This is a genomic window from Agrobacterium sp. D14, assembly GCF_001526505.1.
GTDB classification, from domain to species: domain Bacteria; phylum Pseudomonadota; class Alphaproteobacteria; order Rhizobiales; family Rhizobiaceae; genus Agrobacterium; species Agrobacterium leguminum.
The window spans coordinates 191,284-206,407 of the sequence record NZ_ASXX01000063.1; the positions used below are offsets into that span (position 1 = coordinate 191,284).

General features: G+C 61.5%; 8 protein-coding genes and 2 pseudogenes. 7 read left to right on the forward strand and 3 right to left on the reverse strand.

All coding sequences use genetic code 11. The features are described 5' to 3' along the window. Positions 1-10 precede the first annotated feature (10 nt). The 5 genes and pseudogenes from L901_RS23845 to L901_RS23865 all read left to right on the forward strand — a co-directional run bounded on the left by L901_RS23845 (position 11) and on the right by L901_RS23865 (position 6,868). Positions 11-562 carry a LemA family protein gene (locus L901_RS23845; protein WP_059760686.1) on the forward strand — a complete coding sequence of 184 codons (552 nt, stop codon included), beginning with the start codon at positions 11-13 and terminating at the stop codon, positions 560-562. An 87-nt stretch (positions 563-649) separates the two neighbouring features. Next, positions 650-1,927, forward strand: a complete 1,278-nt coding sequence (gene aroA, locus L901_RS23850; protein ID WP_059760688.1) for a 3-phosphoshikimate 1-carboxyvinyltransferase — start codon at positions 650-652, stop codon at positions 1,925-1,927. Positions 1,928-1,948: 21 nt separating this feature from the next. Continuing rightward, on the forward strand, positions 1,949-3,886 hold the full coding sequence (locus L901_RS23855) for a DUF2207 domain-containing protein (protein ID WP_059760689.1): 1,938 nt from the start codon (positions 1,949-1,951) through the stop codon (positions 3,884-3,886). Between the two features lie 100 nt (positions 3,887-3,986). Beyond that, a pseudogene (gene glyS / locus L901_RS23860) lies at positions 3,987-6,139 on the forward strand (glycine--tRNA ligase subunit beta). A gap of 232 nt (positions 6,140-6,371) precedes the next feature. Then, positions 6,372-6,868: pseudogene (locus L901_RS23865) on the forward strand (DUF523 domain-containing protein). Between the two features lie 117 nt (positions 6,869-6,985). Here the strand turns inward: L901_RS23865 and L901_RS23870 are convergent. The 3 genes from L901_RS23870 to purD all read right to left on the reverse strand — a co-directional run bounded on the left by L901_RS23870 (position 6,986) and on the right by purD (position 11,074). Then, the gene (locus L901_RS23870) at positions 6,986-8,809 is read right to left on the reverse strand and encodes a methyl-accepting chemotaxis protein (protein WP_020813615.1); all 1,824 of its coding nucleotides are present in this window, start codon (positions 8,807-8,809) and stop codon (positions 6,986-6,988) included. 326 nt (positions 8,810-9,135) lie between these two features. Beyond that, positions 9,136-9,645 (reverse strand): plant virulence effector HPE1-like domain-containing protein, encoded by a 510-nt coding sequence (locus L901_RS23875; RefSeq protein WP_059760861.1) that lies wholly within the window; start codon positions 9,643-9,645, stop codon positions 9,136-9,138. A 157-nt stretch (positions 9,646-9,802) separates the two neighbouring features. Further along, the gene (purD, locus tag L901_RS23880; protein WP_059760691.1) at positions 9,803-11,074 is read right to left on the reverse strand and encodes a phosphoribosylamine--glycine ligase; all 1,272 of its coding nucleotides are present in this window, start codon (positions 11,072-11,074) and stop codon (positions 9,803-9,805) included. A gap of 213 nt (positions 11,075-11,287) precedes the next feature. On the opposite strand from purD, the gene L901_RS23885 reads away from it, so the two are divergent. Next, positions 11,288-13,606 carry a Tex family protein gene (locus L901_RS23885; RefSeq protein WP_059760693.1) on the forward strand — a complete coding sequence of 773 codons (2,319 nt, stop codon included), beginning with the start codon at positions 11,288-11,290 and terminating at the stop codon, positions 13,604-13,606. A 168-nt stretch (positions 13,607-13,774) separates the two neighbouring features. Beyond that, on the forward strand, positions 13,775-15,031 hold the full coding sequence (locus tag L901_RS23890) for a cyclopropane-fatty-acyl-phospholipid synthase family protein (RefSeq protein WP_059760695.1): 1,257 nt from the start codon (positions 13,775-13,777) through the stop codon (positions 15,029-15,031). Positions 15,032-15,124 lie beyond the last annotated feature (93 nt).

A 15,124-nucleotide genomic window follows, 5' to 3' on the forward strand; every position in this document is an offset into this window, starting at 1 on the left:
ATCGCAATTCATGTTCATCACGCTGGCAATCATCGCGGCAATCGCGCTTTATGTCGTCTTCATCTATAACGGGCTGGTCAAGGCGCGGCAGATGAAGGAAGAGGCGTGGTCGGGCATCGACGTGCAGCTGAAGCGCCGCGCCGATCTCATTCCCAACCTTATCGAGACAGTGAAGGGTTACGCGGCGCATGAAAAGAGCACCTTCGAGGAGGTGATCGCCATGCGCAACCGGGCGCAGGCCGTGCCGGCAGGCGATGTCGAGGGCCGCGCCCAGGCGGAAGGCCTGCTGTCGCAGGCGCTCGGCAAGCTCTTTGCGCTTGCCGAGGCTTATCCCGATCTCAAGGCCAATACGAATTTTCTGGAATTGCAGCGTTCGCTGGAAACCATCGAAAGCGAAGTCCAGATGTCGCGCCGTTATTACAATGGCGCCGCCCGCGATCTCAACGTCAAGGTGGAAAGCTTCCCCTCCAATCTGGTCGCAGGCCAGTTCGGTTTTGCCAAGGCGCCCTATTTCGAGATCGACAATCCGGCCGACCGCGCCGTGCCGACAGTGAAATTCTAAGCGCACTGTTCCCCCGGCGGCTTAAGACCTCCCGTTCAAATTCCGATAATCCGGCCCCGCGCCGCATTCTTTGACAAGACGACAATCATGATCGAACTGACCATCACCCCGCCCGACCACCCGCTTTCCGGCAAGGTCGAGCCGCCCGGCTCCAAGTCCATCACCAATCGTGCGCTTCTCCTGGCCGGTCTTGCCAGGGGCAAAAGCCGGTTGACCGGCGCACTGAAAAGCGACGACACGCTTTATATGGCCGAAGCCCTGCGCGAGATGGGCGTCAAGGTCACCGAGCCTGATGCCACTACCTTCGTGGTGGAAGGCACGGGTGTACTGCAGCAGCCGGAAAAGCCGCTTTTCCTCGGCAATGCCGGCACCGCCACACGGTTCCTCACCGCTGCTGCCGCGCTTGTGGATGGCGCCGTCATCATCGATGGCGATGAGCACATGCGCAAACGCCCGATCATGCCGCTGGTGGAGGCCCTGCGCTCTCTCGGCGTCGAGGCGGAAGCGCCGACCGGCTGCCCACCCGTCACCGTCTGCGGCAAGGGCACAGGGTTCCCGAAGGGCAGCGTCACCATCGACGCCAACCTCTCCAGCCAATATGTGTCGGCGCTTTTGATGGCCGCCGCCTGCGGCGACAAGCCTGTCGATATCGTCCTCAAGGGTGAGGAAATCGGCGCGAAGGGCTATATCGACCTCACCACATCGGCCATGGAAGCCTTCGGCGCGAAGGTGGAGCGGGTCAGCAACGCCATCTGGCGCGTGCATCCGACGGGTTACACGGCGACCGATTTCCACATCGAGCCGGATGCCTCCGCTGCCACCTATCTCTGGGGTGCCGAGCTTCTGACCGGCGGCGCGATCGATATCGGCACGCCGGCCGATAAATTCACCCAGCCGGATGCCAAGGCCTATGATGTCATGGCCAAGTTTCCGCACCTGCCCGCCGAAATCGACGGTTCGCAGATGCAGGACGCCATTCCGACCATTGCGGTTCTGGCCGCCTTCAACGAGACGCCGGTGCGTTTCGTCGGCATCGCCAATCTGCGCGTCAAGGAATGCGACCGTATCCGCGCTGTCTCGCTCGGCCTCAACGAAATCCGCAATGGTCTGGCGCATGAGGAGGGCGATGACCTGATCGTGCATGCCGATCCGGCTCTTGCGGGCCAGACGGTCAAGGCCTCCATCGATACCTTTGCCGACCACCGCATCGCCATGAGCTTTGCGCTGGCGGCGCTGAAGATCGGCGGTATTGCCATCCAGAATCCGGCCTGCGTCGGCAAGACCTATCCCGGTTACTGGAAAGCGCTCGCCTCGCTGGGCGTCGACTACATCGAAAAGGAAAGCGCTGCCGAGCCGCAGCACTGAGCCATTGAGGAGGGACCGCCCGTGAAGACCATCGCCGCAAGACTTCTCGCGCTGTTCGTCTTCCTGGGCGCGGCCTTCCCGGCCTTCGCGGAGGAATTCATCCGCTCCTACCATTCCGTTGTCGAGGCGGCGGCGGATGGCAAGCTGACGGTGACGGAAACCATCACCGCCCGTGCTGAGGGCCAGAACATCAAGCGCGGCATCTTCCGCGATTTCCCGCTATATGCGCTGGATGCGAATAACCGCCGCACCAAGGTGGATTTCAACGTCGTTTCGGTGGAGCGCGATGGCGCGCCGGAAAACTGGCGCACCGAGAATATCGACGGCGGCATCCGCATCTATACCGGCAGCGCCGAGCGTTTTCTGCCGACCGGCGAGCATATCTTCCAGATCACCTACACCACTGCCCGGCAGATCCGCTATTTCAGCGATTATGACGAGCTGACCTGGAATGTCACCGGCAATGGCTGGCAATTTCCCATGGGCGAGATTTCCGCCACCATCACTCTGCCCCAGGGCGTCAGGGCCACCGATACGGCCGTCTTCACCGGTCCGCTTGGCGCGAAGGGCAAGGATGCGCGCATTCTGAACGAAGGCAACGAGGTGTTCTTTGCCTCCACCCGCCCCTTCACAGTGGGCGAGGGCATGACGGTCGCCGTCAAGCTGCCCAAGGGCGCGATTGCCGCGCCTGACACCTCGCAGGAGGCGGGCTGGTGGCTGCGCGACAATCTCGCCATCCTGCTTTCGGGCGGCGGGCTTTTCGCCGTGCTGCTTTATTACCTGCGCGCCTGGTTCGCCGTCGGCCGTGATCCGGCGAAGGGCGTGGTCGTGCCGCGCTGGGATGCGCCGGAGGGGCTTTCTCCGGCTCTGGTCAATTACGTCGATAACAGGGGCTTTTCCGGTGCCGGCTGGACGGCGCTCTCTGCCTCGGCCCTTGACCTTGCGGTAAAGGGTTATGTCGTTCTGGAAGACCTGAAGAATTCGATCGTCATTCGCCGTACCGAAAAGGCAACCGCCACTGATCTGCCCACCGGCCAGAAGACGCTGCTTTCATCCATCGGCGGCTCGGGCGAGACGCTGACTATCGACAAGGCCCATGGGGCGGAGGTGGAAAAAGTTGGAAAACAGTTCCGCGCGGCGATAGAAAAAGAACATCGCGGCAAATATTACCGTAGCAATGCCGGTTACACCGTCTTCGGCATCTTCCTTAGCATCGCCCTCATCGTCGCAACGCTGGTGTTTGGTGATCTGGATGAAAGCGCCATTGCCGCCGTGCTGGTCTTCGGCTTTTTCGCCTTCTTCTTCAGCATCCTGTCGATCGGCATCGGCCGCCAGTTTTCGCGCGGCGCACCGCTGCGCAAGCGGATCGGCGGCATCGTCATGCTGGCCTTTGCCGGTTTCGTGGCCTTTTCCGCCATTGGCGGCATCGCCACGCAAATCCTGCTGGATGTGACGCATGACACCAAGTCGCTGGCGCTGGCCGCCATCGGCGGCATCGTGCTCACCAACGCGCTGTTCCTGTTCCTGATGGGCGCGCCGACGCCGCTTGGCCGCAAGCTGATGGACGGCATCGAAGGCCTCAGAACCTATCTGACGCTGGCGGAAAAAGATCGGATGAACATGGCTGGTGCGCCCGCCATGTCGCCGCAGCATTTCGAGACATTGCTGCCCTATGCCGTGGCGCTCGGCGTCGAAAAACCGTGGAGCCGTACCTTCGAGGCCTGGCTCGCAACGGCCGCTGCCGGTGCCGCAGCGGCAAGTTATGCGCCCGGCTGGTATGCGGGCAGCAATTACGGAACCTTTGGCGACAGGATCGGCGGCTTTTCCACCTCCATGGCCAATACCATCGCCTCCACCATTCCCCAGCCCGTCAGCTCCTCCGGCTCCAGCTTTTCGGGCGGTGGCGGCGGCGGTTTTTCAGGCTCCGGCGGTGGTGGTGGTGGCGGCGGCGGCTGGTAACGCCGGCCGGCGGTAATTTAACCGAATGCCTTGGTGACTTTTGCCGCGTTGCTTGCTAAGCCGACCGCAAACGTCCGACAACAGATAAAGTCCTGATCCCATGCCCGATCTTCTGCTTGAACTCCGCTCCGAGGAAATCCCCGCCCGCATGCAGCGCAAGGCGGCGGGCGATCTGAAGAAACTCGTCACCGATGCCTTGGTGGAGAGAGGGCTGACCTATGAGGGTGCGCGCGAATATTGGACGCCGCGCCGCCTGACGCTGGATATTCGCGGCCTCAACGCCCGCTCCGCCGATGTGCGCGAGGAAAAGAAGGGCCCGCGCACCGATGCCAATGAAAAGGCCATCGAGGGCTTTCTGCGCGGCGCAGGCCTCAATGATATCTCGGAAGCGCAGGTCGTTTCCGATCCGAAGAAGGGCGAGTTCTACATCGCCATCATCAACAAGCCCGGCCGTCCGGCGGAAGAGATCATCGCGGAAGTGATGCCCGGCATCATCCGCTCCTTCCCCTGGCCGAAATCCATGCGCTCCGGCCCGGCCTCCATGCCGAAGGGATCGAGCTATGCCGGCATCGAAGGCAAGGGTTCGGAAAGTCTGCGCTGGGTGCGGCCGCTGCAATCCATCGTCTGCCTGTTCGGCCCCGAGCACGATGAAACGCAGGTCATTCCTTTCGTGATCGACGGCATCGTCGCCGGCAACGTCACCTATGGCCATCGTTTCCATGCACCCGGCCCGATCACCGTGCGCCGTTTCGAAGATTATGTCTCGAGCCTCGAAAAGGCGAAGGTCATTCTCGATGCCGAGCGCCGCAAGGATATCATCCTGCACGACGCCAAGGATCTGGCTTTCGCCAACGGTCTTGAACTGGTGGAAGATGAAGGCCTGCTGGAAGAAGTCTCCGGCCTCGTCGAATGGCCGCAGGTGCTGATGGGCACCTTCGAGGAAGACTACCTGCAGATTCCGGCGGAAATCATCCGCCTCACCATCAAGACCAATCAGAAGTGTTTCGTCACTCGCAATCAGGGTGCGGAAGAGGGCCTTTCCAACCGCTTCATCCTGATCTCGAACATCGAGGCGAGCGATGGCGGCAAGGAAATCATCCATGGCAATGGCAAGGTCGTGCGCGCCCGCCTGTCGGATGCCCGCCACTTCTGGAACCGCGACCAGGGCGATCTGCCCGATCTGGAAACGCTGAAAGATTCTGCTGCGAAATTCAACCTCGATCTCAAGAAGCCGCTCGATCAGCGCATGGCCAAGCTCGATGCGCTGAACGTCACCTTCCATGCCAAGCTCGGAACGCAGGGTGAGCGCGTGGCCCGTATTCGCGAACTGGCGAAGGCGCTGGCCCCGGTTGTCGGCGCCGATGCCGATCTGGTGGACCGCGCCGTGTTCTGGCGAAAGCCGACCTGCGCACCGAAGCCGTCGGTGAATTCCCCGAGCTTCAGGGCCTGATGGGCCGTAAATATGCGGCGCTGCAGGGCGAAAACGAAAGCGTCGCGGCGGCAATCGAAGACCATTACAAGCCGCAGGGTCCCTCCGACCGTCTGCCAGCCGACAAGGTAGCGATAACGGTCGCTCTGGCCGACAAGCTCGATACACTCGTTGGTTTCTGGGCCATCGACGAGAAGCCGACCGGCTCGAAGGATCCCTTCGCGCTGCGCCGCGCGGCGCTGGGCGTGGTGCGTATTCTGCTTGAGAAGAACGTGCGGCTTCCGCTGCTGAGCGTTGCGAAGGACCCGGACCTTCTCTCCTTCTTCCACGATCGCCTGAAAGTCTATCTGCGCGACCTCGGCGCGCGTTACGATCTGATCGACGCCGTTTTGACGCCGGAATCCGACGATCTCCTGATGATCGCCCGCCGTGTCGAGGCGCTCACCGCCTTCATCACCGGCGAGGATGGCCGCAACCTTCTGGCAGGCGCCAAGCGTGCAACCCAGCTTCTGGCCGCCGAGGAAAAGAAGGGCACCGTGGTGGCGAACAGCGTTTCGGAAGAGCTGCTGAAGCTCGATGCCGAAAAGGCGCTCTACGCGGCGATCAAGACCGCATCTGCCGACGCTGCGAAGGCTGTTGCGGGCGAGGATTTCCGCTCCGCCATGCAGGCGCTCTCCACACTTCGCGCGCCGGTCGACAAGTTCTTTGAGGATGTGCTCGTCAATGACGAGGATGCGGCCATCCGTGCCAACCGTCTGGCGCTGCTGAAGGCCATTCGCGAAGCCACCGGAACGGTTGCGGATTTCTCGAAGATCACGGGGTGAGGGGCGTTGGGGTAGCCGTACATGTCAGTGTGCGCGGTTCACCCCCCTCTGCCCTGCCGGGCATCTCCCCCTCAAGGGGGGAGATCGAATCGCGGCAGCCTCTCGATCACCTCTAATGTCGCGGTTTTTGCGGGGAGCCTTCCTCTTGCCGATCTCCCCCCTTGAGGGGGAGATGCCCGGCAGGGCAGAGGGGGGTATTTTCGGCTTCCACGCTTGCCGGGATCGTTTTAGATTGACCGACATGACCCCCAAAATCCTCATCAGCGCCTGCCTCCTCGGCCAGCCTGTCTCCGTTATGACGGCAGAGGCAAACCCTTCTCCCACCCGGCGATAGACCGCTGGCGAAGCGAGGGCAGGCTGGTGACGATCTGTCCGGAGATGGCGGGCGGCATGCTCGTGCCACGCCCGCCGGCGGAAATCGAGAAGGGTGCCTCCGGTGTCGATGTGCTGGAGGGCCGCGCCCGCGTGCTGGAGGTGACCGGCGGCGATGTCACGGCGCAATTTATCGCCGGCGCGGAAAGGGCACTGGCCTTCGTCAGGGCCAATGGCTGCACATACGCGCTTCTGATCGACGGCAGCCCGTCCTGCGGGTCGGTTGCGATTTATGACGGTTCGTTTTCTGGCGTCAAACACGCGGGCAACGGGGTTACGACGGCGCTGCTCGAAAAAGCTGGTATTGCCGTATTTTCGCCTGCCGATATCGACCGGCTGGATGCGCTGACCCGTTAGAGTGTTTTGGCGCATTTCCGGACGGAAAACCGGGTTCCACTTTTCCTGTAAATGCTTGAAAAGAAAAGCGCCGGAGTTTCCCCCGGCGCCGTTGTTCATCGATGGCCCTGGGGCGTATCACCCCGCCATACGCATCTGCTCCGCCATACCATGAAGCTGGTGGCCGGAAGAGACGCGGAAGCCGCGGATGAGGTTCAGCAGTTCCTCGGTGTCGACGGCGAGCGCTTCCGCCGAAGCCGTGGTTTCTTCCGCCATCGCCGCATTGTGCTGGGTGGCGACATCCAGCTGGTTGAGCGACGAGGAAATCGAGCGCAGCGTCGTATCCTGTTCGGCCGCCGAATGGGCGATCTTGCTGACGATCTCGTTTGCCGATTTGATCTGATCCGAGATGCGTTTCAGCGCATCGCCAGCCTCGCCGACAAGGCGCACGCCGTTTTCCACTTGGGCGGAAGAGCGGGCGATCTGGTCCTTGATCTCCTTGGCGGCGGCGGCGGATTTCTGCGCCAGTTCGCGCACTTCCTGGGCCACCACGGCAAAGCCCTTGCCGGCTTCGCCCGCACGCGCCGCTTCCACACCGGCATTCAGCGCCAGAAGGTTGGTCTGGAAAGCGATGTCGTCGATCACGCCGATGATGTTGGAAATCTGGTCGGAAGATTGCTCGATACCGCTCATCGCCGTAATCGCCTCTTCCACCACCCGGTCGCTGCGCATGGCTTCGGAGCTGACGGTGGTGACGCGCTTGGCGGCGTCTGCCGCCCCTTCCGCCGTCTGGCGCACCGCAACCGTCAATTCATCGAGAGCGGCCGAGGTTTCTTCCAGATTGGCAGCCTGCCGTTCGGTGCGCTGCGAAAGCTCGTTGGAGGCCTTGCGGATTTCCTCCTTGGAGCCACCGATGTCGATGCTCTTGGAATTCACCTTGGCCATGGCGGCGTCGAGATGGATCAGGGCCTCGTTGAAATTGTCGCGCAGTGCCGCATAACGATTGCCGAGATCGCCGCAACGTACGGTCAGATCGCCGCCCGCCAGCTTTTCCAGCGCCTCGCCGATGGTGGTGACGACACGCGCCTGCAATTCCGCCTCGTCGCGCTGCATGTCGAGATTGTTCTGGCGTTCCGCATTGAGCTGCCGCTGCTGTTCTTCCTCACGGCGCTGCATGGCATGGCGCTCGCGCACCTTGTCCTGAAGCGAGGCGGTGGCCTTCGCCATCATGCCCACTTCGTTCGTCAGGCCGGTATGGGGAATGGCGAGCGAGACGTTCTCATTGGCCACTTCACCGAGCGCACGGTGAATATCGCCAAGCGGCTTCGAAATGCCACGGATGACATAGAAGGCGGCGGCAAGCGCCAGTACGAAGATGGCGGCACCGATGGACAGCGCCTTCATCACCTCGCCGCGCACCTGTGCGTTCAGATCGTCGATATAAACGCCGGTCACGACCACCACCTGCCATGGTTCGAAGGCAAGCGCGTAGGAGCTCTTGGCGTAGTCATTGCCTTCCATGCCGGGCTTCGGACCGTAAAAATCCGTCTGTCCGCCGCCATTGCGACCAAGCCGCACCAGCTCGTCGCGATAGGCGAAACCCTTGCTGTCCGGCTTGCCCTTGAAGCTCTCACCGACGCGCTTGGCATCGGGATGGAACTTCATCGTCACGTCGTAGTCGTAACCGAACAGATAGCCGTCCGGCGTGAAGCGCATGGCGCTGACGGTGGCGTAAGCCTGTTTCATGGCCTCGTCGCGCGAAAGCGTTCCGGCCTTTTCCTTGTCGTGGAAGGATTGCAGGATGGAGATCGCCGATTGCACCTGCGTCCGCAGCATGCCGTAGCGTTCCTCATAGATAGCATCGGTGGCGGATTTCAGCTGGTAAAACGTCGCCACGGCGAAGGCGGCCATCAGGGCCACCACGAGAACGATCAACTGACGGGAAATGGAAAGGTTCTTCATGGGCGCTCACAAGCGTTTGGGATCGCGCGCCTGAAAACGCCGCGCGGTACCGATGTTTCGGAGAAGGGAGAGGCGCATGATGCGCGATAAAAGGGCCAAAAAGCGCGTGTCCGCGCCGTGGCCTCATCCTGTGCTGCATCGCACTATAGACGCACTTAGCGGCTAAAAATTTGAATAAATATTTAATTGGCGAAAGCTTTATCAGGCCCGACAGGCAGAATAAGCGGGAGAAAAAGCAATATTCCCCGCATGGTTGTGGCCCCATTTCGGGAATGCAGCGATGACGCGATTATTTGACCTTCGTCATGAAATGCGTCATCGGCCGGTCAATTGCCGCGCAATTTGAAATCCGGGAACTGGGGGGCGCCGATCACCGAGGCGCTGGCCGGTTCGGCTGCGTTTTCGGTGGAAATTTCCTTGACGGCTGCCGTGGTCGTCGTCACGTCGATGCCGGCCGGTGTCGAAACCGTCTCAGCGGGATGCGACGCCGGTTCTGCGTCGTCATAGGTCGCGATGGCGGTGCTGGAGGTTTCCGCCATCCATGCGGGATTGGTGCTGACGAAGGTGACGGGCGCGCCGCCAAGCCAGGCTTCTGTGCGCAGCAGGGTGCGCTTGCCGTCGACTTCGCGCATTTCCGTGTGTTGCGTGCCCGGCTCAATGGAGGGAACGGCATAACCCTGCGCCACGGCTTTGCCCTTCATGGGCTTGCAGCCCGCGCAATCGCGACGAATGAAGCTGCCATTGGCCACATGCACGCCGTTTATATATTCGATGGAAGACGCCATCGCCGACCCGCCGGTCAGCGCGACAATCGCTGTCAGAAAAAGACGACGCATCGAAAAACCCCCGAAATGACGGCGCGGCCTCGTGATCGAGACACAATGCGCCATTCAATGTTCCGGCAAGTATTACCGATGTTTCGTTTCCATCGGGTCAGCAAACTTGGTAAAAATTGAACGAAATATTCGCGTCCAATCCCGTTTGCCTTAAGGATCAGGCCTTTTCGCGGGCGACGGCCTGCCAGCCGATATCGCGACGGCAGAAGCCGTTCTCCCACTCCACCTTGTCGGCCAACGCATAGGCGCGTGCCTGCGCTTCCGTGACGGTCTTTCCAAGGGCGGTAACGTTCAGCACGCGTCCGCCCGTCGCCACCAGCCCGCCGTCCTTCAGCGCGGTTCCGGCATGGAACACCTTCGCCTCTTCGCTGGCCTCGGGAATATGGGCGATCGGCGTGTTCTTGTCGTAAGCGCCGGGATAACCCTTGGAGGCGAGAACGACGGTCAGCGCCGCATCGTCGCGCCATTCCGCCTCCACCTTGTCCAGCGTGCCGGTAGCGGTGGCATAGAGGATCGGCAGCAGATCGCTTTTCAGGCGCATCATCAGCACCTGGCATTCGGGATCGCCGAAACGCACGTTATATTCGATCAGTTCCGGGCCCTTGGCGGTAATCATCAGGCCTGCGAAAAAAACACCGGAGAAGGGATTGCCATCCTTGGCCATGCCCGAGATCGTCGGCTCGATGATCTCCTTCATGGTGCGCTCCACCATGGTAGATGTCATAACAGGGGCAGGGGAATAGGCGCCCATGCCGCCGGTATTCGGGCCGGTATCGCCATCGCCGACACGCTTGTGATCCTGCGCGGTGGCGAGTGCCAGCGCGGTCTTGCCATCGGAAAGGCAGAAGAAGCTCGCTTCTTCGCCATCGAGGAAGGCCTCCACCACCACTTCGGCGCCGGCCGCGCCGAAAGCGCCGTCGAAGCAGTCGTCAATCGCGGCAAGCGCTTCCGCTTCCGTCATGGCCACGGTCACGCCCTTGCCGGCGGCAAGCCCGTCCGCCTTGATGACAATCGGCGCGCCCTGTTGACGAACATAATCCTTGGCCGGTTCAGCGGTCTTGAAACGCTGGTAAGCGCCGGTCGGAATATCGTAGCGCGCGCAGAGATCCTTGGTGAAACCCTTGGAGCCCTCAAGCTGGGCGGCTGCCTTCGAGGGTCCGAAAGTGGCGATGCCGGCGGCGCGCAGATCATCCGCAAGACCGGCAACCAGCGGCGCTTCCGGGCCGACCACGACGAAGTCGATTGCCTTTTCCTTCGCAAAGGCGATGACGGCCGCGTCGTCTTCCACGTTCAGCGCTACCAGCGTCGCGTGATCGGCAATGCCGGGATTGCCGGGGGCGGCATAAAGCTCATCGAGCAGGGGAGACTGGGCGATTTTCCACGCCAGCGCATGTTCGCGTCCGCCGGAACCGATCAACAGAACTTTCATGGTCAATACCCCTGCAAATTCGCCAGTAACCTTGTGTCAGGGGCGTTAAGGGCAGGGGGGCGAAAGGTCAAGGAGAAAGCGCCGCAAATGCCCGTCTTTCCCTTGAACGCCGCCTTTCCTGTGGAATCGTTGCCGCCTCTTGTTGTCACGCCACAATCAGACATTATGTTCGCCGCTCCAGATGTGACATCAGAGAACCCCCAAGAGTCCCCTATGACCGCAGACAATGCCCGCCTCGCCTCGCTCATCGCCTCCGAAATCAACGCCCGCCCCGATCAGGTGAAGGCGGCGGTAGCCTTGCTGGATGAGGGCGCGACCGTTCCCTTCATCGCCCGTTACCGCAAGGAGGTGACGGGAGGGCTGGACGACACCCAGCTTCGCACGCTTGCGGAACGCCTCGTCTATCTGCGCGAACTCAATGCGCGCCGTGGCTCCATCGTGGAGTCCATTGCCGGTCAGGGCAAGATGACCGATGAACTGATGGTCAAGATCATGCAGGCGGGCACCAAGGCGGAGCTGGAAGATCTCTATCTGCCCTATAAGCCGAAACGCCGCACCCGTGCCGAAATCGCCCGCGAACGCGGTCTCGGCCCGCTGGCAGAAGCCATCTGGGATAACCGCGCCGCCGATCCGGCAAAACTGGCGGAAGCTTATGTTCAGGGCGAGGTGGCCGATGTGAAGGCGGCACTCGAGGGCGCGCGCGACATCGTGGCGGAAACCATGACGGAAAATGCCGATCTTCTCGGCCGCCTGCGCGATTACATGCGCCAGAACGCCACCTTCCGCGCCAAGGTGGTGGACGGCAAGCAGGCGTCGGGTGAGAAGTTCTCCGACTATTTCGATCATTTCGAGCGCTGGGCGACGGTGCCGGGCCACCGGGCGCTGGCCATGCTGCGCGGCTGGAACGAGGAAGTGCTGACGCTGACAATCGATGTCGATGCGGACGATCCCTCACCGGTCAAACCCGCACAGCGCACCATCGCCGCCGCCTTCGATATCCGCAATGCCGGCCCCGCCGACCAATGGCTGATGGAAGTGGCTGGCTGGACCTGGCGGGTGAAGCTTTCCATGTCGCTCTCGCTCGATCTGATGCGCGAATTGCGCGAGCGCGCGGAAGAAGAGGCGATCCATGTTTTCGCCCGCAATCTCAAGGATCTGCTGCTGGCAGCCCCCGCCGGCTCCCGCGCCACCATGGGGCTCGATCCGGGCATCCGCACCGGCGTCAAGGTGGCGGTGGTGGATGGCACCGGCAAGCTTCTGGACACCACAACGGTTTATCCCTTCCCGCCGAAGAACGACGTGCGCGGCACGCAGGCGGAACTTGCTGTCCTCATCCGCAAGCACAATGTCGAGCTGATCGCCATCGGCAATGGCACCGGCAGCCGCGAGACGGAAAAGCTGGTCGCCGATCTTCTGGCGCAGATGCCGGCTTCGGGCGCGAAGCCCACCAAAGTCATCGTCTCGGAGGCGGGTGCATCGGTCTATTCCGCTTCGGAACGGGCGGCGGCGGAATTCCCCAATCTCGATGTTTCGCTGCGCGGCGCCGTCTCTATCGCCCGCCGCCTTCAGGACCCGCTGGCGGAACTGGTGAAGATCGAGCCGAAATCCATCGGCGTCGGTCAGTACCAGCACGATGTCGATCAGGGCCGTCTCAGCCGCTCGCTCGATGCTGTCGTGGAAGATGCGGTGAATGCCGTCGGTGTCGATCTCAATACCGCCTCTTCGCCGCTTCTGGCGCGGGTGTCCGGTCTTGGCAGCTCGATTGCCGATGCCATCGTCGCCCATCGCGACCAGACCGGCCCCTTCGCCAGCCGTAAGGAACTGCTGAAGGTGCCGCGCCTTGGCCAGCGCACCTTCGAACAATGCGCCGGCTTCCTGCGCATCCCGAACGGCAAGGAGCCGCTGGATGCTTCCTCGGTTCACCCGGAAGCCTATGGCGTGGCGAAAAAGATCGTCGCCGCCTGCGGCCGCGATCTGCGCTCGCTGATGGGCGACAGCGCCGCGTTGAAGGCGCTCGATCCGAAGAAGTTCATCGACGAGCAATTCGGCCTGCCGACCGTGAAAGACATCATCGCCGAACTGGAAAAGCCCGGCCGCGACCCGCGCCCGAGCTTCAAGACCGCGACCTTCGCCGAGGGTGTGGACGAGATCACCGATCTGAAACCGGGCATGCTTCTGGAAGGCACCGTCACCAATGTCGCCGCCTTCGGCGCTTTCGTGGATATCGGCGTGCATCAGGACGGGTTGGTGCATGTCTCGCAACTCGCCGACCGTTTCGTGAAGGACCCGCATGAGGTCGTGAAGGCGGGCGATGTCGTCAAGGTGCGGGTCGTGGAAGTGGATGTGAAGCGCAAGCGCATCGGTCTCACCATGCGCAAGGATGGCGGCGAGGCAGCGCCGCAGCCGATGCGCGAAAAGGGCAATGCCAGCGCCATGCGGCACGCGACATCCAAGCCGAAAGAGCGCAACGAGGGGTCGCAAACCGGTGGTGCACTTGCCGCCGCTCTGGCTGAAGCCATGAAGCGGCGCTGACCTGCGGTTGAAATGATTTTTTACCAAAAAGCCTCGCCGCACACCCCGGCGGGGCTTTTTGCTTGATGAAATCGTTCAATTTTTTTGAAATAAGACTATCTTGAAACTTGTGCCGAAAGGAATACGGTCAGCGAAATTGATAAGTGAGACTTAGCAATTGGGGGTGCCATGGCGTCGTCTCTGCATGTTCTTCTCGAAAAGATAATCAAGACCGGTGATCTCACCGTCAACAGCCCGGGCGGCAGCCGCACATTCGGCAACGGCGCGGGAAAAAAGGTGGTTCTGAACTTCACCGACGAAGCCGCCATGCAGGAGATCGCCGCCGATCCGGCGCTGAAGCTGGCTGAAATGTATATGGAAGGCCGGGCGAAGGTCGCGGAAGGCGACATCTACGATTTTCTGGCGCTGGTCAAAGGCAATACGCTGAGCGAGGCCCTGTCCTTCGGCATGATCTGGCGCGGCATGGCGCGCATCATCGCCGCCCGCATCAGGATGCATCTGCCGGTCAACCACAACAAGAGCAACGTCGCCCATCATTACGATCTGAGCGCCAAGCTGTTCGATCTCTTCCTCGATGAGGACTGGCAATATTCCTGCGCCTATTTCAATCCGCCTGGCATCAGCCTCTATGAGGCGCAGGTTGCGAAAAAACGGCACATAGCCGCCAAGCTGATGACCGAGCCGGGCCAGAGCGTGTTGGAAATCGGCTCCGGCTGGGGCGGCATGGCGATGTATATTGCCGAAAGCGCCGGTGCGGATGTGACCGGCATCACGCTCAGCGAAGAACAGCTGCGCGTTTCCCGCGACCGCGCCGCCAAACGCGGCCTTGCGGCAAATGTCCGTTTCGAATTGCAGGACTACCGCTACCTGCCGGCTTCGAAAAAATACGATCGCATCGTCTCCGTCGGCATGTTCGAACATGTCGGGCCGACCCATTATCGCGATTATTTCGACAAGGTGGCGGAAGTGCTGGACGACAGGGGCGTGATGGTGCTGCATTCCATCGGCCAGCCCTATCCGGCGCTGGCGACCAATCCATTTATCGAAAAATATATTTTCCCCGGCGGTTATATTCCCTCGCTTGCCGAGGTGCTGCCGGCCATCGAAAAATCGCGGCTGCTGGTGAAGGATATTGAAATCCTGCCCATGCACTACGCCCATACGCTTCGCCATTGGCGGGAGCGTTTCGTGGCGCGCAGGGCGGAAGCGGTAGCGCTTTATGACGAACGCTTCTTCCGCATGTGGGAGTTTTATCTGGCGGGCTCGGAAATGGCCTTTACCCATGAAAATTTCCACATTTTCCAGATCCAGCTCGCCAAGGATCGCGATGCCGTGCCGCATAGTCGCGACTACATTGCGCGGAACGAGGCGAAGCTGCTGGAATTCGAGAAGACGCGCGCGCCGCTGGAGAAGGTGACGTTCTGACCACGGCGTAGGTGAGGGCTGACCGAATTGCGGAGAGTGTTGACAAACGTCTCCGCAATCTCGGCGTCATCCTCGGGCTCGTCCCGAGGATCT

What these genes read in the sequence shown, in the direction of transcription:
- L901_RS23845 (WP_059760686.1), top strand. Translation starts at nt 11, where the DNA reads ATGTTCATCACGCTGGCAATCATCGCGGCAATCGCGCTTTATGTCGTC.
- aroA (WP_059760688.1), top strand. Translation starts at nt 650, where the DNA reads ATGATCGAACTGACCATCACCCCGCCCGACCACCCGCTTTCCGGCAAG.
- L901_RS23870 (WP_020813615.1), bottom strand. Translation starts at nt 8,809, where the DNA reads ATGAAGAACCTTTCCATTTCCCGTCAGTTGATCGTTCTCGTGGTGGCC.
- L901_RS23875 (WP_059760861.1), bottom strand. Translation starts at nt 9,645, where the DNA reads ATGCGTCGTCTTTTTCTGACAGCGATTGTCGCGCTGACCGGCGGGTCG.
- purD (WP_059760691.1), bottom strand. Translation starts at nt 11,074, where the DNA reads ATGAAAGTTCTGTTGATCGGTTCCGGCGGACGCGAACATGCGCTGGCG.
- L901_RS23885 (WP_059760693.1), top strand. Translation starts at nt 11,288, where the DNA reads ATGACCGCAGACAATGCCCGCCTCGCCTCGCTCATCGCCTCCGAAATC.
- L901_RS23890 (WP_059760695.1), top strand. Translation starts at nt 13,775, where the DNA reads ATGGCGTCGTCTCTGCATGTTCTTCTCGAAAAGATAATCAAGACCGGT.